We start from the raw sequence: 20,742 nt of genomic DNA on the forward strand, positions 1-20,742 counted from the left end.
CCTTCCAACAAAGGCCGAACTTGGTCAAACTGTTCACGACTGATATCGCTTGGATAATACTTCCTGCTCATTCCGGATCAACCTCATCACAAACCCGGCTTGGACAAAAAAATATCGATCACGTTCTAAGTTTCTGCCATGCGATAGTTCGCCGCCATCGTTCGTCATCCCCTCCGGTGAGCCTACTGAGAAGTGCTGCTGCGTTCGGATCCTTCGTATGGGACCGATCATCAATTAACAGGACGATGTGATGTTTAGCGGAAACACTTCCGCCATTACGCCCTGTGCCGCTCTCAAGGCCCGACATTATGCGTGGAATGTGTCATCCTGTTTCACAATATTCGGTTGACCGTAACCAGCTCCTTCTAAGGACGAGCACTTGACATGCTTGCGGACGACAGCTGGTCAAAACTTAGTACTTAAAACTTCCCAGAAAAAGGGTCAAGGTCGAACGCTGTCCTTCGGACGATCTTATAAGCCTTCAGCCATCTTTTTAGATTTGTTGGGTCCTGAAGCGATTCCACGTCCTCCTTCAAACCATCAATGTCTTCCCGAATCTGGGCGATGTCTCTTTCAAGCACGGTGACCGCCATGGTCGGCGACAAAGCTCCATAGGGCGGAAAATCAAAATGCGTCCGGAAGGACATCTCGACCATGTCGAGTTCGTGCTGCAGTTCCGCTGACTGCTCCTTCAAGACCTTGTTGTAGTGTTTCAACCGATCTTCCGAGATGGAGTTGATCGCGGCCTGGTCGATCTGCTCGATTTCCAGTTGCAGCTCCAATAGCGCGAGCAAATCGTTGTTGCTGTAGGCGCTATTGACCCTTTGCATCAGCTCGGTTTTACGGGCCCGCTCCTCTGGGTCCGGCTCTTTGTCCGGATGCAGCGTGCTGGCCAGTTTTCGAAACACTTCCCGTATGGACTGGCTTACCTGTTGCGCTTCAGCTTGCAACCGCGCTTCCTTCGCCATTGCTTTGGCTGATTTCTTCCGGCTGCTACGCGAAGCGGGTGGGTTTTCAAAATCCTGCGCATCTTGATGCAATTTTTCGTGCAGCTGCCTGCTGATCTGGTCGATGAAATCATCAGGGGTGCGCATGTCAATATCGTCTCCTAGTTCGACACCCAACATCCGTTCCATCATGGACTTGATCTCTTGATTGTCCTGTTCTTCTTCCGCGTCGTAATCGGAGCCACTGTGCCGGTTATAGATCTCCTTCAATTCCTCATGCTCACCAGAATCAAGCAGATCGGCGGCCATTGCGCAGATAAGGTGTTGCAGCTTGGTTCTGTCGGTCTTGCTGAATATCTTGTCGGCATAGAGCCGATCGAAGATGTGCACGAGCTGGACACGGTAGTCGTCAAAGCTTTGCAGGAGCGGATCGAATTCTCGTGCATACTTTTCCTGATAGAGCGGGATGGTCGTTTGCCAAGCGCTGAGCTCCTCACGCTGTTTGGCAATCTTCTTGCTCAGCCGATTGAAGGTTTTTTGCGCGTTGGACAAGGAAGACGTTGCCTTTTGCTCAACGATGCGAACGTTGCCCGAGGAAGAAACCATGGCGACACACCACTACGATTGAAACGGCGAATGTACCGCAAATGAAGAGAAATGCAAGTAGGGTGGCGGCATGAGCGTCTGGCGTCACATGCTTCTGTCTTGCCATATCACTGGCTGGGGCTGCATATAAGGGGACAGGACCTTGTAGACAAAATTGTTTTCCGGACAAGCGGACAAAAGGGTGCGGATTTCACCATGCGTCATTGCGTTTTGCCTTTCAGCTGCCGCAGAAGCCTCCATGAGCGCCGAGTAGGCATCGAGCCCATCTACTCCCGTAATTTTAGTCATTCTCTTGCACGATATGGCGCAGCGCCGCCATACCTGCGACTATCGCGAAGTTGGGTTGCTCGGTCGCATAATTCCGGGCTGCAGGTGCCAGAGTGCGAGGGTGGGCAGGACTTTGGGTGACCAGCTCAATGGCCAGATCGAATAAGCTTGCGTCCTTCGCTGCTGCAAACCACTTACCTTCCTGCCCGGACGATGCGCAACGACATTACGTGGGATGGTTTCAGCGAGCATGCCTGGTGCAATAGCGCGAAACGTCGTCAGATGGGCATACCTTGATTCGCCTCCATAGCATACCGTTTGTACGCTTCTGCTGCAAAACCGGATGGGAGCAGAACAGGCTCGCATGTGCAGCCAATGTCCTGCAAAGGTGCGTTCAATCCGTTGGACTCTTGCGCATAACGAATCCCTTTGGCATTTCTGCCCATGGCGACCAGGGACTTCACGCCCCACCGCCTGTTCGGCCACCATTGAAACCGCGCTTTCCCCAGCAGTGCCAGCAATTGCTGATGCCGGCCAGCTGCATAAAGCGCGCTCAGGCAAGAGCTCGTCCCCTTGAAGTAGCGGAATTCAGTGGCCTGAGGATCCCACGCGCGCTCAACCAAGGGAATGAATTCATCGGCCCATCTGGAGGCAATTTCTGGTGTCGCGCATAGCTCTCCCCAGAAGTCTGCCAGTAATTCAAGATACGGGATCGCGTCATCCTCGACGGCACGCCATAGCCGTTCCAGCCACCGTTGGCGCGTTTCATGCTCTACCTGCGCATTAGCAATGACCACTACCAGGGATTCAATTGCGCGATTGACAGCAGTGCCAATGGCGCCAGACGAACTGTCGACGTGCTCGATTGCCGGTGACAACTTCTCGAGGAACAGGATAGCTCCTTCAGCGGCGAGCACAGGCTCTTTTCGGGCGACTTGTTTGATTTCGGCTACCGCTTCCTTGATACGCAGAATGGCGGGTTGCGACTTCCAGCCAAAAGCGTGGCGCCTAAAGCGTGGGGAGAATTGCCATCTATAGGAAATCATTGAATATGTAGTGGTTTTCTTTCTGCGCACCACTGAAGTCGATGCGGTCTGCGTGCCAAGAGGGCTGTTGTTGCATTGCCGATTGGATACTCAGGATCGGCCTGCGGATAACCATTCTGCCAGTTTCGACCACCTTCGCTGCGTCTGTTTGCCTTTGACCGCCATGGCCAGTGCACGCTTTTGTCCGACCAGCACCACAAGGCGCTTACCACGCGTTATGCCGGTATAGATCAGGTTCCGCTTGAGCATCATGAAATGCTGGGTCGATACCGGAATGACGACCACAGGGTATTCCGAGCCTTGTGATTTGTGGATGGTTGTCGCATAACACAGCACCAGTTCATCTAGTTCGCCGAACGGGTAGCTGACCAGATGATCGTCAAAGTCTACGGTGAGTTCCTGCTCATCGGTATCGATATGTGCAACAAAACCGATGTCGCCATTGTAGATATCGCGATCGTAGTTGTTTTCAACCTGCATGACCTTGTCATGGACGCTGAAGTGGTAGCCAAACTTTTCAATACTGTGTTCTCCGGGCGGGTTCAGCGCTTTCTGCAGCAACTCATTGATGCCGCGGGCGCCGGTCAGGCTCCTGTTCATTGGACAGAGCACCTGGATGTCCCGCAACGGATCAAGTTGGAATTTGTTCGGCAGACGTGTCTTGACCAACCCAACCATCGTCTCTGCAATAGCCTCCGGTTCCTCAGCAGGCACGAGGTAGAAGTCTGACGATTCATCCTTGTTCGGCAGAGTGGGGAAGAGCCCCTGATTGATCTGATGCGCGCTGCGTATGATGCGAGACGTCGCAGCTTGCCGGAACACCTCGGTCAGGCGCACAACGGGCACGGCAGCGGAATTGATCAAATCCGATAGCACTTGCCCTGGACCCACTGACGGAAGCTGGTCGACATCGCCGACAAGAATGACCGCCGCCTTGCTCGGCACTGCCTTGAGCAGTTGATTGGTCAGTGGTACATCGATCATCGAGCATTCGTCAGCCACCAATAAGTCGCAATCCAGCGGAAAGTCTTCGTTGCGTTTGAACTCCCCGTTGGCGGGATTGATTTCAAGCAGGCGGTGAATGGTCTTTGCCTCAAGACCGGTCGATTCGGACAATCGCTTGGCAGCCCGTCCCGTTGGGGCACACAATAATGCACGTACCTGTTTAGCGCGCAGGATAGTGAGTATCGCATTCACCAGGGTGGTCTTGCCGACACCAGGTCCCCCAGTAATGACCAGCATCTTCGACGACAACGCCAGGCGAACCGCCTGCTGCTGGCTTTCGGCAAGTTCAATGGTCAGCTTTTGTTCTACCCATGATATGGCCTTGTCGGCATCGATCTCCTTCCACGGCGGCTGGCCAGACTTCAGCCGTCCCACGTGTGAGGCGATGGCGCGCTCGGCCTGGTAAAGCGCGGCTAGAAAGACACTCGGGATACCGTCGACCGTATCGGCGATGAGGGTACCTTCGGTCAATTCCTGATCAATCGCTTCCTCGATCACGGGCTCGGCAATGTCCAGCAGCTTGACGGCCAGCTTGACCAGTTCACTCCGGGACAAGCCGCAATGGCCTTCGGCAGAGGCTTCTGCCAGCGCATAGGACACACCAGCGCGGGCACGGAGCGGCGAATCCGCCGCAATGCCGATTTTGCGGGCAATGGTGTCGGCGGACAGAAATCCAATGCCGCGGATATCCTGCGCCAGGCGGTAGGGGTTTTCGGTAACAATAGAAATTGCATCCGCACCGTAAGTCTTGAAGATGCGTACTGCACGAGAGGTGGATACGCCGTTACCATGCAGGAAGACCATGATCTCGCGGATGATCTTTTGGTCTGCCCAACCCGCAATGATCTTCTTTGCGCGTATTTCCCCGATGCCTTCGATGTCGCGTAATCGCGCCGGCGTTTGTTCGATCACATCGAATACTGCCGCGCCAAACGCTTTCACCAGCCGGCCCGCATAGACTGGGCCAATTCCCTTGACCATGCCTGAACCGAGATAGCGCTCTATCCCTGTCAGGGTATTGGGGGGCGATATTTTGACGAAGACTGCCTTGAACTGCTTGCCATGTTCACGATCGGTCACCCAGTTGCCGGATGCCGAGGCATACTCGCCAGGCGTTACCATGGGCGTATGGCCAATCAGCGTAACAAGTTCTCGCTCGCCTTTGACTTTCAGGCGTAAGACACAAAAGCCGTTATCGGGATTGTGAAACGTCACGCGTTCCACCAAGCCAGCGAGATGATCCAGTTCAGACCGGGACGCGGGGGAAGTCGAATGAGCGGGCATGGCTGAAGGCGTGCATCGTTTCCATAAGAGATGGCGATATAGTATCGCTTCTTCCGGCAATGTAACGTATTTGCGGACCATCGGCCTCGACTCGCCTTCCATGGTCTATGAGGCGGGATTGACCAACTTGATGAGCAAGTCCGTTCGCTACCTGACTTGGGCATATCGCCCCGGAGAACCGAAGTCGATAATGTACAGGTCTATGCTGCGGCCGTTGTCCCGACAGACCAGTACACGATCATGCTTCATGATTTGCTTGCACACACATTGGTAGTGGAAGGGCAGTGATTGTCCAATCGAGGGGGCCGGCTTTCTGACGAGCCCGCCATTTTTGTTCCTCGCGAAATTCAGTTGATTTCTAAAGGAATGGAGCATTCGGGCTCACATTTTTGTCCTTCATCATTCCCTTATTGATGTTAAGTGGTTATGCTGCTGGCAAATGTTTAACTCAAAGGAGGCCAAGATGCCACTACGCCGTGGAACCGCACAAAAGATTCTGTCAGAACCCGAATTCAAACTCGTTGATGAGAGCTTCACACCAGCTGTCAATGCGCTGAGTGAGAAGGCATTGGGTCAACGGATTGAACGCTCCCGCAAGCTCCGTGATAAGTATCAGGCCTTGGCCGAGCGTCAGCAGGCCAAGATCGGCACTGCAACATCAAAAGGTGGAAAAGCGGGAGGTCAGGCAGCGGCAAAGTCACAGCTGAAGGACACGCTGTACAAACACCGCATGCTGAGCGAGACGCTCGCGCGCTTCGAGAAGACATCGAACGCCAATGCGAAAGGCAGTGTGGATAAGGTTAAGGTCGCAGCAGTTAAGAAGACCAGTACAAAAAAAGCGGTGAAGGCGCCAGCTGGGAAGGCAGTAAAGAGCACCCGATCGGGCGTACGGGCTGCCTCAACGAAACCGGTGACTAAGTCCTCTGCCAGCACAGCCAATCGCCCCGGTAAGAAGTCGAACGCAACCTTGAGCCAAGGTACGGCAGCCAAGAAGGTCGCCACTAAAAAATCTGCTGCGAAAAAGGCTGCTCCAGTAAAGGCAGTACCAAAGAAAGCGCCCCGTACCCGTGCCAATAAATCCAGTACTGCTCAGCGAAGAAACGCAACCACATCCTGACGCTGCAGCAAGCCGCTCGGTCCGTATGACGTTTGAGCATCGGGAGCTGTGTCCAGGCTACGTTCGCTGCAACCAATCCCGTTATCGATTCTGCGAGCGTACCGAGACGGCACTGTAAGTACTAATGACGATGGACGTCAGGTCGAACACGCATGCGTAACGAGCTCTTGCTTCATCGACACTCGATTGCGTCCTCCCTGCTTGGCCGTATATAAGGCGGCATCGGCACGCGTAACAAGCGAATTGAGCGTGTCTTCCGGTTGCTGAGTCGCTACGCCGATGCTCAAGGTCACGCCTGACAGTAATGCATGAGATTGTTCAATTCTAATGCGAAGCCGATCCGCCACCGCAGCCGCGCCTGACGGGTTGGTTTCTGGCATTAGCACGGCGAATTCATCACCGCCCATACGGCACAGTGAATCGATGCTGCGCAGTTCCTGCTGTACCTCGTGCACAAAGTCTTGCAGTACACGGTCGCCAGCAGCGTGGCCAAGCATGTCATTAACCGGCTTGAAGTTATCCATGTCGATCAGCAGCAGCGACATCGGCCTCCCAGTGCGCACCACGCGTGCGATCTCGCGGTTTCCAATGTCGAAAAAAGCGCGGCGCGATAACGCCCCAGTCAGGAAATCATGGTTCGCCGCATGCTCGGCCAGTAGCAGAATGCGCCGATGCGCAATCAATAGGGCGCCGAAGGCCAGTACCGGCAAGGCAAAAGCGCCGGCAGCAAGGATGAGTACGTTCCAGCCCGATGGTTCCAGCAAAGATGCAGGCGGGTTGTCGGCAAAGACCTGGCGCAGCACACGGTAGATGTGGCCGGCCGCAATCATGCTGCACATCGCCAGAATGAAGAGTTTAGGATAGTAGGGGCGGCGCCATTCAGCCCTCGATCGCAGCAACGTGTAACCGATGGCACCTGCGACGCCGGCTTGATACAGGGAGGCTATGACTGTCCTGGCCAGGAAAGAATCCTGCACATAATGAAAGTAGCCAACGGCTGCCGTTAATCCGGCGACGACGGCCGCAAGGGTGCGCGTATTGGCCAGCCGCCCGAACAGGCGACGGTAACCGACCAGGACCGCCGCCGATGCAGCGGCATAGACGCCGTTGGCCACTTCATAGGCGAAGAACGGGGACAACTCGCGACCATAGGCGTACAGGATGTTACCGGCCATACCCAGCACACTGGCCAGAATAATCTGCCGGATTCCTTTTACGCCGTTCTCCCTAAAGGAAAACAGGACAAGGAAGGTAACAAAGCACAGCAGCGAGGCAATCAGGAAGACTTGTTGGGTACTTAACATAAGCGATGGCGGACACAGGTGGTCGACGCCAGAAAACGGATGGATGGTGCGCAACGCAATTATCCTAACATAGGCGCATTTCTCTTAAGCAATACCCTGCAGTACAAGTTACGTTGCTCGACAATAGGCGGCAGTAGGAAAAGGCACGTTCGAATGGACGTGAACAGCGGCTCCGACTTGCGACTTCAAATTCAAAAATCGCTGCAACCTATTGTCAAAGAAGGGTTTTTCCAATAATCCACATTGTCTGTGGACAACTTTGTGAATAACCGGGGGTTGACACCGAAAACGCTCAAGTACCATGCGGGTTCTGGCTAGATTGCCTTCTTCTTGAGCATCTTTTGGAACTGATATAAATCAATGACTTACGGAGAGTGTGTCGTTCCTATGTGCAAGATCTTATAAATAACAAAAGATATTTTTTAACACGCTGTTGAATGTGCACAACCCTAGTGCGTCGATAGAATGTCAAGTCCCAAATAGCGTATTTAAAGCGATGGGAATGACGAAGCCCGCTACCGCAATGTGCTTGTTGAAATCGGCGGCTAGACAGGCCGGGCGATCTCAGCCAGTGCAGCATCGATACAGCCACGCATCGCCCGACCCGTCATGTAGGTGCGCAGGGATGGATTTCTTCTTGCGGCAGCGGTCAGCGAGCGATCGCTGTCTCCTGGCAGATCCGGATTGGCACCCGCGCTAAGAAGATAATCAACTGCCTCGATGACGCCGCGCTGTCCCGCCTGGAAAAGCGCAGTTTCGCGTTTTTCATTGAGCACGTTCACATCGGCGCCCGCGTTAATCAATAGGCGCATCTGGTCCACCCGCCCACACCGTGCAGCCCCGAACAGGGGCGTCTCGCCTTGCTTGTCACGTGCTTCTGGATCCGCTCCCGCAGCCAACAGCGTCGCAGTCATCGCCGCCGTTGTTGCCGCATGCAGAGCCGTAACCTGTTTTCCGCCAAGAGCATTGAAATCAGCGCCGGCATCTAGCAGGCGTCGCACAATGCCTGACTTGCCGTGCCGCGCTGCCATGATGAGTGGTGTGTCTATGTTTGCGCGGCTGACGTTGACATCGTCGCCGGCGTTAATCAACCAGTTGACAACCTCGTCGAGGCCCATGCCGGCTGCCAGATGGAGGCCCCGCAGCCCTCGTTTATTGTGAATGCGCCAGTCAATGCCGCGCTTGAGCAGGAAAAGCGCGCAGTCTGCGCAGCTGGCCTGAATGGCATGGAATAGGGCGGTTTGGCGGAGACGATCGACGGTGTTGATGTCCACCCCACGCTCATCCAGCAGCAAGGCGATCGTGTCGACCGCCCCTGCCGAAGCAGCCGCGAGGAAGCTTTCGTTGTCGTTGCGTTGCCGGGTTTGGTGATCGGTCTCGAGATTCATGGGTAGTGGGCTTCTGTTTAGGTAGAGGCGGGGTGAAGGTGAACGGCATATCCCAACAAAAGGTGGACAGGTCCTCTTGGTTGCGTTCATCAATCATCTATGACAACAGCTAGCGGAAAAAATCCCCATGATGCAACTTTTGCAGTCACTGTGCGACCGCATTTCGGGATACACCGACATCTCAATGACTATTTAGCAAGTATGGCGGCAATTCCATTAGTGCCAGACGAGGCATCGCAAGACCTGACCGGTAAAAATCGAATCAGGTACGGGCCCCTTAGCAATGCAGAGCGACTTGACGGTCCCGGGCTTTGGATCGCTCCTGGCGAATCCAATCCTGCGTGGTGGCAGATTGCGGCTGGCGGGCCTTCGAATCCAGGTATTGGACATGCTGGTCGAGGAGGCCGCATTCCTCAGTCGCGGACTGGGGCCTCCCCATTGTTACAACACTTTGTCGGCCACCATGCTGTCCTTCGGCGGCTTTGCGCTGCGCCATCAGCATTAGTAAATCAGCCTTCGGAGGACTAACGATTCCGCCAGAGTCGTGTAACACGACGGTTTTTGTTTGCGTACCTTCGGGGCATTCGCTATTCGAATAAGTTGTTTTGCCATCGACAGTACATTTCCTGATCCCGTGTGCAGACGGAGGAGGGATGGCTGCAGCGTCAGACGCATTGCCCTCAGGTTGACGATCTGTTCGAGAAGTGGAAATGTTGCGGTCCGTGATGTTCCTCGGTTGCTCAGGCGCCTTTTGCCATGAGGGCGTAGAGATCGAGGTCGACCTATCCAGTAACCATAAGCCGCCGCCAACGATGGTGATAGCGAGTACGGTTGATACCACGATGTCTTTTTGTAAACGCATGTTGAGGACTGCCTTATCGCTTGCCTGAGTGCAGATCTAACAATTAGAGCGCAAAGGTAATGGACGCGCATCCCACAAATATGAGACGCACGGAGGGTTCAGTGAGCCTGGGAAGGACTGTAGCAAAAATGCCGCACGAGATGACAAAAGAAGTAGCTTGTCATCAAAACACGCTACCCTTACACCCGTCTAAACTTGCACAGCTACACAGGGGATCAGGGTGAGTGCCATTGGATGGATCACAGGAGTCGTCACAGTTGCCCTGATAGGAGGAGCTGCCTGTCTATGGTTGAGCCGGCGTCGGACAATGGGAGAGCGAGCAGGTTTCCGCGGCTATCCCCGTGGTGGAGAAATGGGCGATTTGAACCGGTTACTTCAGGAAGGCGTGATTTCGCCGGACGAGTACGAATTACTCAAGCGCCGCATACTGGCCGGGCAAGTGTACTAGGTCAGACCACAATAGGGTCTCTGTGTCCTTTATCTATTTTGCAGGGCAACGGCCACCTATTTGTCGAACGGTTTTACTACTTGGTTTCACAGTTTTTTCTGCCGCCGACCCGCACTCGAATGAAACTGGATAGGGCTCTCGTTCATCTTATTATCGTGCCTCAAGCAACTGGAGCGGCTCCTTGCGACAGGATAAGCGGGCGACTATGAAACGCCTCTACAGTGGATACGTCAACACCTAGTGCGAAGTTTATCCCGTGGCCCGGTCAGGCTGCGGGTCTTTTTTCATTTGTATGCACTCAGGGACGACCAGCCGTCTTTGGATCGATGAATCCGATTTACAATCAGAAGCAACAACAGACGTCGTTCCCTGCTGCGTCGGACTTGGCCGTTTGATCGCGCGGCGGCAACAACGTTGTTCAACATCCCTTGCGGCATCATCTTCTCGTCCATCGGTCATAATCAGTCATTAACCAATACTTGCCTCTTTGCTTCGCTAAGCTATACTTTGCTTCGTCGAGGAGGAGACCAAGTATTACCGACTCGATAGATCGTTCCTGGACCAGCTAACAATTTCCATACTGGTCAGGTTCATTCCGCACACATGGGAAAGATTGTTATGGCAACAGGTACCGTCAAGTGGTTTAACGATTCCAAGGGTTTCGGTTTCATCACACCAGACCAGGGTGGAGAAGATCTCTTCGCCCACTTCTCTGCGATTCAAAGCTCGGGCTTCAAAACCCTCAAGGAAGGCCAAAAGGTTTCCTTCGAAGTCACAAAGGGTCCGAAGGGCATGCAGGCGTCAAATATCGTCCCCGAATAAGCTTGATTATTGAGCCTGCCCTGATCAGGGTAACGAGATCAGGGTGGGTGGTTGGCTCGTTTTCAGGCTTAGAAGCCTGAAAAGGGGGATTTTTTGCCAAGGACCGAGTACATTGACCAACGGTCCTTTGCACTTAATGGATTACCGTTTTCTTTGAGTAAAGCCGCGCACGAGCGCTACCTTCTGCCTTGATATCCCCGTTTTTGGCCATGACACTCAGCGCGTTGGACATCCGCTGCGTCAGCTTCTTACGGTCATCCGCGTCCGGCTTGATGCCAAGGGCGTTGATCGCAGCTTTCAACACCTCGGAGGCCGGCTGAGGCGTATCAGTCAACAATGTTGGCCAGAAATCCTTGCCAGTGGACGGCAATTTGGATTGCTTTGCGCCTTTGGCGGCAGTAGCCTTCGGCGTATCGGCAGTTTTTCCCCTGGCTTTGGCTGGGGCTGCGGTGCGAGTTCTTGCGCGACTGCCTGTTGCCGGCGTATCGAGTGTGGTGAGTGTCTCCAGCACGCCTTCAAGATTTTCAACAAGCTTGGCGTAGTACTGCATGCCTTGACGTGCATGGTTCAATTCTTGTTCGATGGCTTTCGCTGCAGGTCCGAGATTCGCCATGGTGAGAGTCTCCATTTAAGTGAACGTTGCGTTAATTTAAGTTCCGTAATGGACAATTCCTTATTACGCTTTGTTCAGCGGCGCGGCGTGATAAATCTCAAGTATCGGCAGAGCCAGCTCTATTTTGCTACCCGATTGGCAGTTCAAGCACCTAGGAGAGAACTTAGGACGAAAAAAACCCGCAGACCAAGGGCTGCGGGTTCAATCCAATTCAAGGAGAGTTGGAGGAGACAGGTGTTACTATACTGCTCTGCATCATCACTGTCCTCTTTATTCTTGTTATAAGAGATATACGGTATGGTAATAAAGCAATCGCTATCTACCGGCTCAGTCATGCGGTAGGCGGATAACACCCTCTCCATCGGTCCCTTGGTTTCTAACGTTTAGACTACGGGCCGGGGGTTACACTCAACAATGAATCTTGAAAATTCCTGTATCACGATGCCTTCTCTCGACACCGTTAAAGCCGCTTGCCAACAGGCGCTGGAAGACGCTAAACAGCGTGACGACTGGCAGGCCTCATATTGTCGGGTTGTCGATCCGGCGTCTGTTCTCGAACTCGTCGCGCAAATTGAAGCTGCCCTTGATGAAAACCTGCCTGCGGAGCGGGCCGCCTTTGTCAAACTGGTGCGCGATCTCACTGGATATATCAAGCTGGCGACGGGCGACAAGCCTGATCCGGTACGCGACGACCTGTTATTGCAGGCCAAGGAATTGGTAGCCCAAGCAGGGCGCTAGCCGACGTTACGCTACCGAACGCCGTTAGCCATGCTGGCCAGCAGCCAGAGACGACACCAGGTTGCGTAACTTTTCACGCGCATGATCAAGTCCGTACTCACGGCGCCAGCGGCTAAGGTCGACAAAACCAGCAGCGCCAAGGGCACATGCGGCAATACTGATGCCTTGGAAGGCCGTGCTATCCAATTCACTATCCAGGACACGGATGCAGAGAAAGGGAACGGCCTGCGCTTCCGACTTGGCTTTGGCGAGCCGAAGCAAATCGAACATCTTACTTTCAGCAAAGTGCGTACCGCAGACGATGACATCGAACGGCCTCTCCAGAAGACTTTCCGCATCCGACATCGAGGTGCAGAAGGTCAACGAAAAATGGTCATGCCATGCCTCTTGCACCAATGGAATCACGCCCGGCACTTCCGCTACCAGTACGTTCGGCCGTGTATTTTCCATGTGATGCTCTTATTGTTCTGGGACAGCATGTCTCTCCTTATCGGTGCACCATACGCGATACTCATTTCTCGAACGATCGTGCTATCCTTGCACATTGGCTCGACAGAGCGCCAAAGCGTATTTGCGTTGATGTAACGCTACCTTGATTTACATGAGACGTCGGTACGGTAGCGAACGCTAAATACCACCTTGGCTGCACGTAGGAACTTAATTAAGCCGTTTATGCCCATAAGCAGAAGACACGGCGCCGACACGGCCAAGATGTATGCGCGCCGGTCAGGCACGAACACCTGATTCATTGAAGACCTCCAACCTATACTGAGAAGTCATGCCTCGCAAACCCGAACCGGTTGCTGCTCCCGCCGTTATCAAGTGGACAGAAGATGAATGGGAATTGATCGCCAGGCGGCTCCTTGACGTCAAAGGCCGTGAATTATTGCAGTCAGCGCAGTTGGACGAAGTCAAGGCCAAAGACGTCTTCCTGGCGCAGGATGATGCGTTGCCGGAAGATCGGCATCGCAAACTGATTTCGATATCGCAGGGTTTCCAGGCGATTCGGCAGCGACTCCACGGTATCCTGCAAAAGGTAGGAAGCTCCGCACAGGATGATCTGTTCTCTGGATCACAGCAAGCCGGTATCGCTAATGATGCAACGCCCGCTGCAACCGTAGCGGATGAGCCGCAGCAGCGTAAAGCCCGTAAAAGCAGTAGGCAAGTGCAAATCACCGATGCCGAACCGAGTGTGGCCCCAACGCCGGAAAGCGCCACGAGCAGCAACGATGACGCATCTTCGATATTGCCAAATGCAGAGGAGCAAACAAGCCGTGTTCTGCCGCCTCCTGCAGCAGGACAGCCGGCAAAACATCACGCCGACAGTGCTCCACAGCCAGCACCCCGCCAGAGCCATGTCAAGGAGACCAGAGCCCGAACTCAGGCAGCTCCAGCACCTTTGCCAGCGGCCGGTGGTGATTTCATTGAAATGGCACGACCATTCGTGTCGATGTTCTGCCAGGAGTTGGCCAACGCGCTGGTTAATAAGCTGATGGAGCAGGGCGGAACTCACGTAATGTCGTCGTTGTTCCAGACAGCCCTCAGCGGGGTAGGTCAGTCCTCAGCAAGAGAGCAGTCGCGCAGATACGAAGAAGAAGGTAAAACTTCGTACGCGCGGCCCTCGTATCAGGATGAGCCAGGAATGGTTGCCGAGCTACCGCCGATCTCAAGCCACGCACACGATGATGAAGATGGTGAGCATGCAGAATCGGATGTGCAACCGTTGTTTGATCCAAAGCTGCCACCATCAGCCAACAGTGCATTCAAGCCCATGATTGCCCTGATCGGCACCAGTCCACGTGACTTCGAAGACCTTCAGCAATACTATCCGCAACTGGAATTGAAAATGGTACCGCTGGAAGAGCTTCGTACGGCGCCCTCTCTGCGTAGCTGCCAGCGCATGATGGGGTTGCGGGAAGACATACCAGCTCCGGCAGACGAGTACCTGAGGAAGACTTTCAGAAACCGGTATCTGCGAGTCATCGGAGGTATCAACCAGGTACGTGAACAGCTCAATGCCTGGTTGTCCAACCCCGGCACCATCAATGAAAAGCCGCGGTGGCCACGCAAACAGGGCAACCCCAATGGCAAAGGGCAGGGAACAGGTTTTCCGAAGAAGCGGCAGTTTCGCCGTCCTAAACCTACGCCGTAATCCGGCTCACTAGGTTCATGCGCGGCTGCCGATGCGTTACGACACAGCGTTTGCAGCCGCAGTGATCCTATACATGGTGTCGCCAGAAGCTAAGACATCATTGGAACAGGCGGATCTAATTAGAGAGCGACGGTCGACGGAGGCACGCCGGTAGCGGAAGGCTGGTAATTCATCGGTTCTAAATCGTCGTCTTCATTCCACCGCTCCCATAGCATGGGCAAGGCGCGAGCTACATAGACAAGTGATGGCTTGGCGCTCACCGTTGTCGCGCAATGCGGACATTCAATGACGCCCACACGCATGCCGCGGCCACCAAAACAAGGACTGAAGTGCTCGACTTCATAGAGTCGACGGCATAAAGCATTGCTGCATCTTTCCAGATGAACCGACATGCATGCCTCCGTTATACGTTCTTGTTGAATCGTGCCGTGTAATTCAGGATACATCGTATTTGACGGAACGCAAGCTGTAACTTTAGGTACCACATCGTGCTCGTTGAGCCCAAGGAAGTGCAACGATTAAACCGTTGCTGGTTTCATATTGCCAGCTGATACAATCGTCCATCGCCTAATACTTCGCCTCCCATGAACGAAGACTTGATCCGTCGGCTTAAAATTTGCACTTCGCTGCCTACACCGCCGTCAACAGCAGTGCGCATCATCGAACTGGCAAACAGCCCGAATGCCAGCCTGATGCAGATTGCCGATGCCGTGGCGTTCGACCCGGCGCTGGCGGCCAAGATGCTCAAAGTGGCTAACTCGCCGCTGTATAACTCCCGCCGATCGGCCAGTAATGTGCGGCAGGCGATCAGTCTTCTCGGCACACATGCGGCGATCACTATTGCGCTATCGTTCTCTCTCGTAGGAGGGCTGAAATCTTCCCGTCAGAGCAATGAAGCGCAATTATTCTGGCAGCGTTCCATCCTGTCCGCACTGGCATGCCGGGTGTTGGCACAACATTTCCGGCTGCCCGCCGACGACTTGCTGCTAGCTGGCTTGCTGCAGGATATCGGCATCCTTGCCATGCAAACGGCGTTAGCGGAGAGTTATACGCAAGCCACCGCTGGCGCGGCAGACCACGACCAGCTCTTACTGGCAGAACGCGCCGCGTTCGGCTCCGGCCATGATGAAGTGGGGTATTGGCTGCTGAAACGCTGGCACCTGCCGGATCACCTCGCGGTGTCATGCCTGACCAGTCATATCGAGCCCAAAGGTGAGATTGCCGTGAATCCGAATAGCTGTGTCGCCGTGTCTGGCTATCTGGCGGACGTCTTCCTCAAACCAACCGACCCAGTGGTGACCCTGCGCGCTACCAATGCCGCTGCCAAGTGGCTTGGCATGGAAGCGCAAGCACTCACCAACATCATCGACGGCATGCGTGAAGGCGTCAAGGAAGTTGAAGATCTCTTTGATCTGCCCCTGGTGGAGGCCTCACAAGCCGACGCGCTGGTCGCCGAAGCCAAGGAGCTGATCTTTATCGCGAATCTGCGACAGTCTCGCGAAATGGAAGAGCGGGCACAACGCGACGCGCTGACCGGAGCACACAATCGCGCTTACTTCGACGATGCGCTGGGCAAGGAATTCGACCTCGCAGTGCGGCATGGCTGGCCGTTGTCAGTCGCCATGCTCGATCTCGACTATTTTAAACGCGTCAACGACACCTATGGTCACGCCGTGGGCGATGCGGCCTTACAGTCGGTGACACACGTCATCCAGTCGCAGATTCGGAATGGCGATATCTTTGCACGATATGGCGGCGAAGAGTTTGTGCTTCTCTTTCCAGGTACACCAGGAGAAGCGGCTGCGAAGGTGCTGTCACGGATCCGCGAAACTATCGCCTCCTTCCATCACACGGTCGATGCGGATACGTCATTCAAGGTGACGGTCTCTATTGGACTGGCTTCGCATGGCAATGGGCAGGGCGCCACCCGATCTGGAATGGACCTGGTCAATGCAGCCGATCGGGCGTTGTACCTGGCAAAGGCGCAGGGGCGCAATCAACTAGCGCAGGCAACGTTCTAGTTACACGTTGGCGTTAATAATATTGCACTGCCCGATGACAAAACCGGGAAATTGATAGAGAATCGCCGTGCAGTATAAAAATCCAGTCCCAAAGAGGACGGCAGGAGACACGTAAAAGCCCACAGTACATTGTGCTGTGGGCTTTTGCCTTTTCCGATGTTATAAGTAACAGAAATGTCTGTCATTCGCACTTGAAAGAAGACAGTACTGTTGTACACCGGTACTATATCCTTGTCTCCTCCAACTCTTCTTGAATTGGATTCGCCCGCAACTTCCGCAAGGACTGCGGGCTTTTTTCTTTGTGCCGCTGCTGGCACAGGCCCGGTTGGTGGAGGAGTGGTTTGATCTTTTTTATCGGACGAGGCGCAACGGCGCGCCAAAAGGATAGCAATTGGTCATTGAACCTTGTGACAAGATCGATATCGCGCGCATTCTGATCGAACGCATTGATGGCGTCGTTATGCAAGCCCGTGTCAGTACATTGGTGCTGGCTAATGCAGTGCTGGAACGCTGGGCGGCAGATGCCCCGGAAAAGGGTGAAGGCCAATGCCAGATCCAGATCGTATTCGAAGACGGCTTTCAGTACCGTAGCCGGATCGGCTTGAAACGCTCACAAAAGCGTATCTCGCTGGCCAAGCTGCTACGCCAGCAACTGCTCGCGATGACCAGTCCGCAGCCTTACAGGCGCAAGAAGAAGGACGGCGGCAGCATTACCATTGAAGCTCCTTACTTTGCACTACCGCTGACGGCCGACGCCATGCTGGCAAGGTACGATATCTAGAGCAGGACGGAGCAGGGCAGTACACGAAGGAATGAAAGACGATGGCACGCACTAACAACGATGCGCTGCAGGCGACTTATCTGAATGATCTTCGCAAGCAGCGTGCGACGGTCATGGTGTATCTGGTCAACGGGATGAAGCAGATGGGCATGATCGAGTCGTTCGATCAGCATGCCGTGTTACTGCGCCAGGGTACAGGTACACAACTCGTCTATAAGCATATGGTGGCCAGCATCATGCCGGCAACGAAAGCCCAGCATATAGCGCCACCGACTCCAGCCAAACGCCTGGTGAATCGGTTAGAGCCGAGCCCGGTGCCTGTGGTGACGCGCAAAGCGACGCGCAGGACCATTGTTCGGGAAGACTAGCGCAGTCACGGCATGGTTACCGCCGTAAGACCATGTAAGGGGAATATGGTGCTGGTATTGATTCCTCCCGCCAGCTCCGGTGGATACAGCCTGTTCTTTTGAAATCGAGGTCTCACTCCGATGGCTGCATGGGGTGCGATTGTACATAGCAAGAGAATGGTACTGCCAGTACCGCTATTGATGTGAATCAAGGGCGAGATCGCATCAACTTCCAGTACGCAAACGGCCCGTCAGTAAAGACTAAACGTTCGCTGGCCACCAATCGAAGGCTTCCTGCCGTAAGACGAAGTTCGACTGTGTCTCGTCTAGATAGAAACGGGAAGCCGCTACGCTCCATTGGCCTTCCACCTTGCGGCCGTCATGCAGAATGACGATATACCGCTGGCCGTCTTTCGGTGTGTACAACTGGTCGTGTTGATCGGTACGGGTCTTGAGCTTCATGATGGCTTACCGTGCACCTTCATGGCTTGTCATCAGATCGTCGATGCAAGCGCTGCTATAAGCATCCATATCCAGGAACCGGACTCCAGCTTGAAAGCCTTCTGGAGTGCTATCGCAATAGACCACTGTAGCCCAGGCATTGATGCGTCGGGGACTGTCTGGGACAGCAATCGCGATGGCATAGTTACGGCCGATATCGAGTGGGCGTTGGCTGAGTAGACTTAGACCGTGTCGAGAGACATTGACCGTAATGACGGAATAGGGGCCAACGTCATCCAGGAGTACCTTGGCGTCGAAGGAAAAATGCCGACGGTCTTGCGCGCGCTCTTCAATTGCAGGAGATAAATGCATGCCCCATTGTAATTCCACATGGCATTTATGTTTCAAATATGAAACATTTATTGCGGCGCATCAAACTGGCATGAAGCGAATGTTTCAATAGCCCGCACCTTGGAATATCGTCGTTGTTATTCTATTAAAAAAGCCCGCAAGAGCAACGCTCAAAGCGGGCCATAAAATCCAAACCAAAAGGTTGGGAGGAGACCTAAAGTAGATAGGAATGCTTTTACCAAGTTCAAGTGCCGTTTTGAGTAATTTCTCAACATTGCTCGCATTTGATAGAGAAAGATCATCGGTATAGCGCTCTGATCAAGCTTTGGTTCTCTTGATCGCAAACTAAGCATTTGGCCGTATGGATAAGAATGCAGGTCGGGGAGGGTGGAAACGACGTTGCGCGTAGGAGGCTGCAAAAGGGGCAGGCCGAAAGTGCCTGAAAGTAGGGCAGATACGGTAGAATGACCGTACTGTTTTTTTATACAGTGAAGGCAAATGATGGCGACACAAATGAAACCCGCGAAGGGCGAGATCGATTCCCTGAATCGCTATGGGATTGCCGATGCTGCCAGAACACGCAGCACAGCGCAGATTCTTCGCAATCTCACCAAACCGTCTCCAAAGCATCCGGTACAAGTTCTGGTACCTAATAAGTCGAAAGCAAAGACCCCAGCATAAGTGTGCTGCATAGGGGTTTCCTCGTTTCTTCTGCAATTTGCGACGTTAGCCCGATCAAGCATCCATTGGGGTTTGCAGCGAACGACGCCCATATCACTGCAATAAATTAATAACTTGCGGTCTACCTCCGCCTGTAGCGGCAGATTTCTGGTTCTTTTCTTTCCTTCTCTATTTCACCTGCGTAAATGGTGATAAAACCTCGGTAGCCGCCACGTCGCTGAGGCACTTAAGGGTTGACCTTTCTCAATAACTCCACTGTTGGGTTGGTAAGAAACTACTAAGTACGAGGCGCATCGGCTCCTCTTGAGAGCCAGCACCTCCTATTCGGCGAGCCAGAAACCTAACAAGAGGAGCCAGATCATGCGAAAGGCAGAAGTCGTTAATATTCAGCGCGGCGGGTCTTCCGACATTTCCTACGCTGACTATGACATTACGATCCTGGCGGAAGGGGATTCGTGGTTCTCCTGGGGCGAACTTAATCTCATGCCATCCTCGAATATCCTGGAGCAGCTTCGATTCCCGAAACGGTCGCTGGTAGTGAATTACGCATATGCTGGAGATACCACTCGGCGGATCGTGGACTTCTTCACCAACGGTGCTTTTTTCGTCGAAATGCGATCGCAAAGATATAGTGCGATTCTCCTTAGTGGTGGCGGAAACGACCTCATCGATGCTTTGTATGACCCTACTGCCGACAAGCCACTTATCTTGAAGCGTTCCGAGCATAGCGATCCCTCCAGCCCCAATGCGTACATCGACGCAGAAGCATTGGACAGACTAATGCACTATATATCGGCAAACTTCAAGGCTATCTTTGATTATAGAAAGCAGGAGCCCGCAGCGAATCTGCACACGCCGATCTTTCTTCATACCTACGACTATCCGACTCCGAGGAACGCTCCCGCAGAACTGCTAGGCCATCCGATGCGCGGTCCATGGTTACTTCCGGCGCTAGTAGCAGTCAATGCACCGGAACAACTCTACAACGACATTACACGCTTGGTTTTTGACAGACTTGCCGAAACATTGCTATCCCTCGCTGACGAATCTGAAGGCATATACGTAGTCGATACAAGAGCGTCGTTGGCCCCGGCAGCAGATCATTCGACTGGATCTGACGGAGATTGGCTCAACGAGATACATCCGAATATCCAAGGCTATGAGAAGATCGCTGCTCGAATAGCAGCCGAAATAATCGATATTAGAGAAGCAGTCCCAAGCATGCCAATGCCACCGGTGCTGAAGGCTATGGATAAAACCCATTCCCTTCCTGCTTAGTCTTGATTTATCACCCGCTTAGATGCCAGGAGTATCAATCTGTAGAATTGCACCCACCATTCGCGGCGGGTTCGTTTCGGTCGCTGTTGCCAACTGGCGGCGGTATTTCTATAGTACGCAATCTGATAGATCACAACCTATTTAACATAAAAACAATTCGACGATTTTAAGTATCGACTGATAGATTCATATTATCAACCAAATTGATACACGCGCTGTCGTAGCTAATTGCTTGCTTGAAAG

17 protein-coding genes and 1 pseudogene are annotated in these 20,742 nt (G+C 53.6%); 8 read left to right on the plus strand and 10 right to left on the minus strand.

Annotated elements, in window-relative coordinates; genetic code table 11:
- Positions 1 to 419 precede the first annotated feature (419 nt).
- The 3 genes from IGW03_RS31010 to recD2 all read right to left on the minus strand — a co-directional run bounded on the left by IGW03_RS31010 (position 420) and on the right by recD2 (position 5,155).
- Positions 420 to 1,553 (minus strand): J domain-containing protein, encoded by a 1,134-nt coding sequence (locus IGW03_RS31010; RefSeq protein WP_194726322.1) that lies wholly within the window; start codon positions 1,551 to 1,553, stop codon positions 420 to 422.
- Positions 1,554 to 2,098: 545 nt separating this feature from the next.
- Positions 2,099 to 2,866: a hypothetical protein gene (locus IGW03_RS31015; protein WP_194726323.1), complete on the minus strand. Its 768-nt coding sequence runs from the start codon at positions 2,864 to 2,866 to the stop codon at positions 2,099 to 2,101.
- Positions 2,867 to 2,956: 90 nt separating this feature from the next.
- Positions 2,957 to 5,155 (minus strand): SF1B family DNA helicase RecD2, encoded by a 2,199-nt coding sequence (gene recD2, locus IGW03_RS31020; protein ID WP_194726359.1) that lies wholly within the window; start codon positions 5,153 to 5,155, stop codon positions 2,957 to 2,959.
- Between the two features lie 463 nt (positions 5,156 to 5,618).
- On the opposite strand from recD2, the gene IGW03_RS31025 reads away from it, so the two are divergent.
- Positions 5,619 to 6,272, plus strand: coding sequence for a hypothetical protein (locus IGW03_RS31025; protein ID WP_194726324.1), 654 nt, complete (start codon positions 5,619 to 5,621; stop codon positions 6,270 to 6,272).
- A gap of 137 nt (positions 6,273 to 6,409) precedes the next feature.
- Here IGW03_RS31025 and IGW03_RS31030 read toward each other — a convergent pair whose 3' ends face one another.
- Both IGW03_RS31030 and IGW03_RS31035 read right to left on the minus strand, forming a co-directional pair.
- On the minus strand, positions 6,410 to 7,630 hold the full coding sequence (locus IGW03_RS31030) for a GGDEF domain-containing protein (protein WP_194726325.1): 1,221 nt from the start codon (positions 7,628 to 7,630) through the stop codon (positions 6,410 to 6,412).
- A 491-nt stretch (positions 7,631 to 8,121) separates the two neighbouring features.
- Positions 8,122 to 8,964 carry an ankyrin repeat domain-containing protein gene (locus tag IGW03_RS31035; protein ID WP_194726326.1) on the minus strand — a complete coding sequence of 281 codons (843 nt, stop codon included), beginning with the start codon at positions 8,962 to 8,964 and terminating at the stop codon, positions 8,122 to 8,124.
- Positions 8,965 to 10,892: 1,928 nt separating this feature from the next.
- Here IGW03_RS31035 and IGW03_RS31040 point away from each other — a divergent pair.
- A complete protein-coding gene (locus IGW03_RS31040) occupies positions 10,893 to 11,096 on the plus strand; it encodes a cold-shock protein (RefSeq protein WP_194726327.1) in 204 nt (67 codons plus the stop codon).
- Between the two features lie 133 nt (positions 11,097 to 11,229).
- Here the strand turns inward: IGW03_RS31040 and IGW03_RS31045 are convergent, their stop codons facing one another.
- Complete coding sequence (locus IGW03_RS31045; protein WP_194726328.1) at positions 11,230 to 11,709, minus strand: hypothetical protein; 480 nt, start codon at positions 11,707 to 11,709, stop codon at positions 11,230 to 11,232.
- 414 nt (positions 11,710 to 12,123) lie between these two features.
- Here IGW03_RS31045 and IGW03_RS31050 point away from each other — a divergent pair, with 414 nt between their 5' ends.
- A complete protein-coding gene (locus tag IGW03_RS31050) occupies positions 12,124 to 12,447 on the plus strand; it encodes a hypothetical protein (protein WP_194726329.1) in 324 nt (107 codons plus the stop codon).
- Between the two features lie 24 nt (positions 12,448 to 12,471).
- Here the strand turns inward: IGW03_RS31050 and IGW03_RS31055 are convergent, their stop codons facing one another.
- Positions 12,472 to 12,897 (minus strand): hypothetical protein, encoded by a 426-nt coding sequence (locus IGW03_RS31055; protein WP_194726330.1) that lies wholly within the window; start codon positions 12,895 to 12,897, stop codon positions 12,472 to 12,474.
- A gap of 328 nt (positions 12,898 to 13,225) precedes the next feature.
- Here IGW03_RS31055 and IGW03_RS31060 point away from each other — a divergent pair, with 328 nt between their 5' ends.
- Positions 13,226 to 14,599: a hypothetical protein gene (locus IGW03_RS31060; protein ID WP_194726331.1), complete on the plus strand. Its 1,374-nt coding sequence runs from the start codon at positions 13,226 to 13,228 to the stop codon at positions 14,597 to 14,599.
- Between the two features lie 119 nt (positions 14,600 to 14,718).
- On the opposite strand, the gene IGW03_RS31065 is transcribed toward IGW03_RS31060, so the two are convergent.
- Positions 14,719 to 14,991, minus strand: a complete 273-nt coding sequence (locus IGW03_RS31065; RefSeq protein ID WP_194726332.1) for a hypothetical protein — start codon at positions 14,989 to 14,991, stop codon at positions 14,719 to 14,721.
- A 192-nt stretch (positions 14,992 to 15,183) separates the two neighbouring features.
- On the opposite strand from IGW03_RS31065, the gene IGW03_RS31070 reads away from it, so the two are divergent.
- The 3 genes and pseudogenes from IGW03_RS31070 to hfq form a co-directional block, all read left to right on the plus strand.
- A complete protein-coding gene (locus IGW03_RS31070) occupies positions 15,184 to 16,620 on the plus strand; it encodes a sensor domain-containing diguanylate cyclase (protein WP_194726333.1) in 1,437 nt (478 codons plus the stop codon).
- Positions 16,621 to 17,011: 391 nt separating this feature from the next.
- On the plus strand, positions 17,012 to 17,401 hold the full coding sequence (locus IGW03_RS31075) for a hypothetical protein (protein ID WP_194726334.1): 390 nt from the start codon (positions 17,012 to 17,014) through the stop codon (positions 17,399 to 17,401).
- 41 nt (positions 17,402 to 17,442) lie between these two features.
- Positions 17,443 to 17,646 (plus strand): annotated as a pseudogene (hfq, locus tag IGW03_RS38430) (RNA chaperone Hfq); the annotation flags it as partial.
- Between the two features lie 363 nt (positions 17,647 to 18,009).
- Here hfq and IGW03_RS31085 read toward each other — a convergent pair.
- Together IGW03_RS31085 and IGW03_RS31090 are read right to left on the minus strand one after the other, a co-directional pair.
- Positions 18,010 to 18,210 carry a hypothetical protein gene (locus IGW03_RS31085; RefSeq protein ID WP_194726336.1) on the minus strand — a complete coding sequence of 67 codons (201 nt, stop codon included), beginning with the start codon at positions 18,208 to 18,210 and terminating at the stop codon, positions 18,010 to 18,012.
- A gap of 6 nt (positions 18,211 to 18,216) precedes the next feature.
- Complete coding sequence (locus IGW03_RS31090) at positions 18,217 to 18,561, minus strand: PilZ domain-containing protein (protein ID WP_194726337.1); 345 nt, start codon at positions 18,559 to 18,561, stop codon at positions 18,217 to 18,219.
- Between the two features lie 1,020 nt (positions 18,562 to 19,581).
- On the opposite strand from IGW03_RS31090, the gene IGW03_RS31100 reads away from it, so the two are divergent.
- Positions 19,582 to 20,499 (plus strand): SGNH/GDSL hydrolase family protein, encoded by a 918-nt coding sequence (locus IGW03_RS31100; RefSeq protein ID WP_194726339.1) that lies wholly within the window; start codon positions 19,582 to 19,584, stop codon positions 20,497 to 20,499.
- The last annotated feature ends 243 nt before the right edge of the window (positions 20,500 to 20,742 follow it).

The organism is Noviherbaspirillum malthae (genome assembly GCF_015352985.1).
GTDB lineage: Bacteria > Pseudomonadota > Gammaproteobacteria > Burkholderiales > Burkholderiaceae_D > Noviherbaspirillum > Noviherbaspirillum malthae.

What these genes read in the sequence shown, in the direction of transcription:
- IGW03_RS31010 (WP_194726322.1), bottom strand. Translation starts at nt 1,553, where the DNA reads ATGGTTTCTTCCTCGGGCAACGTTCGCATCGTTGAGCAAAAGGCAACG.
- IGW03_RS31015 (WP_194726323.1), bottom strand. Translation starts at nt 2,866, where the DNA reads ATGATTTCCTATAGATGGCAATTCTCCCCACGCTTTAGGCGCCACGCT.
- recD2 (WP_194726359.1), bottom strand. Translation starts at nt 5,155, where the DNA reads ATGCCCGCTCATTCGACTTCCCCCGCGTCCCGGTCTGAACTGGATCAT.
- IGW03_RS31025 (WP_194726324.1), top strand. Translation starts at nt 5,619, where the DNA reads ATGCCACTACGCCGTGGAACCGCACAAAAGATTCTGTCAGAACCCGAA.
- IGW03_RS31035 (WP_194726326.1), bottom strand. Translation starts at nt 8,964, where the DNA reads ATGAATCTCGAGACCGATCACCAAACCCGGCAACGCAACGACAACGAA.
- IGW03_RS31040 (WP_194726327.1), top strand. Translation starts at nt 10,893, where the DNA reads ATGGCAACAGGTACCGTCAAGTGGTTTAACGATTCCAAGGGTTTCGGT.
- IGW03_RS31045 (WP_194726328.1), bottom strand. Translation starts at nt 11,709, where the DNA reads ATGGCGAATCTCGGACCTGCAGCGAAAGCCATCGAACAAGAATTGAAC.
- IGW03_RS31050 (WP_194726329.1), top strand. Translation starts at nt 12,124, where the DNA reads ATGAATCTTGAAAATTCCTGTATCACGATGCCTTCTCTCGACACCGTT.
- IGW03_RS31055 (WP_194726330.1), bottom strand. Translation starts at nt 12,897, where the DNA reads ATGGAAAATACACGGCCGAACGTACTGGTAGCGGAAGTGCCGGGCGTG.
- IGW03_RS31060 (WP_194726331.1), top strand. Translation starts at nt 13,226, where the DNA reads ATGCCTCGCAAACCCGAACCGGTTGCTGCTCCCGCCGTTATCAAGTGG.
- IGW03_RS31065 (WP_194726332.1), bottom strand. Translation starts at nt 14,991, where the DNA reads ATGTCGGTTCATCTGGAAAGATGCAGCAATGCTTTATGCCGTCGACTC.
- IGW03_RS31070 (WP_194726333.1), top strand. Translation starts at nt 15,184, where the DNA reads ATGAACGAAGACTTGATCCGTCGGCTTAAAATTTGCACTTCGCTGCCT.
- IGW03_RS31085 (WP_194726336.1), bottom strand. Translation starts at nt 18,210, where the DNA reads ATGAAGCTCAAGACCCGTACCGATCAACACGACCAGTTGTACACACCG.
- IGW03_RS31090 (WP_194726337.1), bottom strand. Translation starts at nt 18,561, where the DNA reads ATGCATTTATCTCCTGCAATTGAAGAGCGCGCGCAAGACCGTCGGCAT.
- IGW03_RS31100 (WP_194726339.1), top strand. Translation starts at nt 19,582, where the DNA reads ATGCGAAAGGCAGAAGTCGTTAATATTCAGCGCGGCGGGTCTTCCGAC.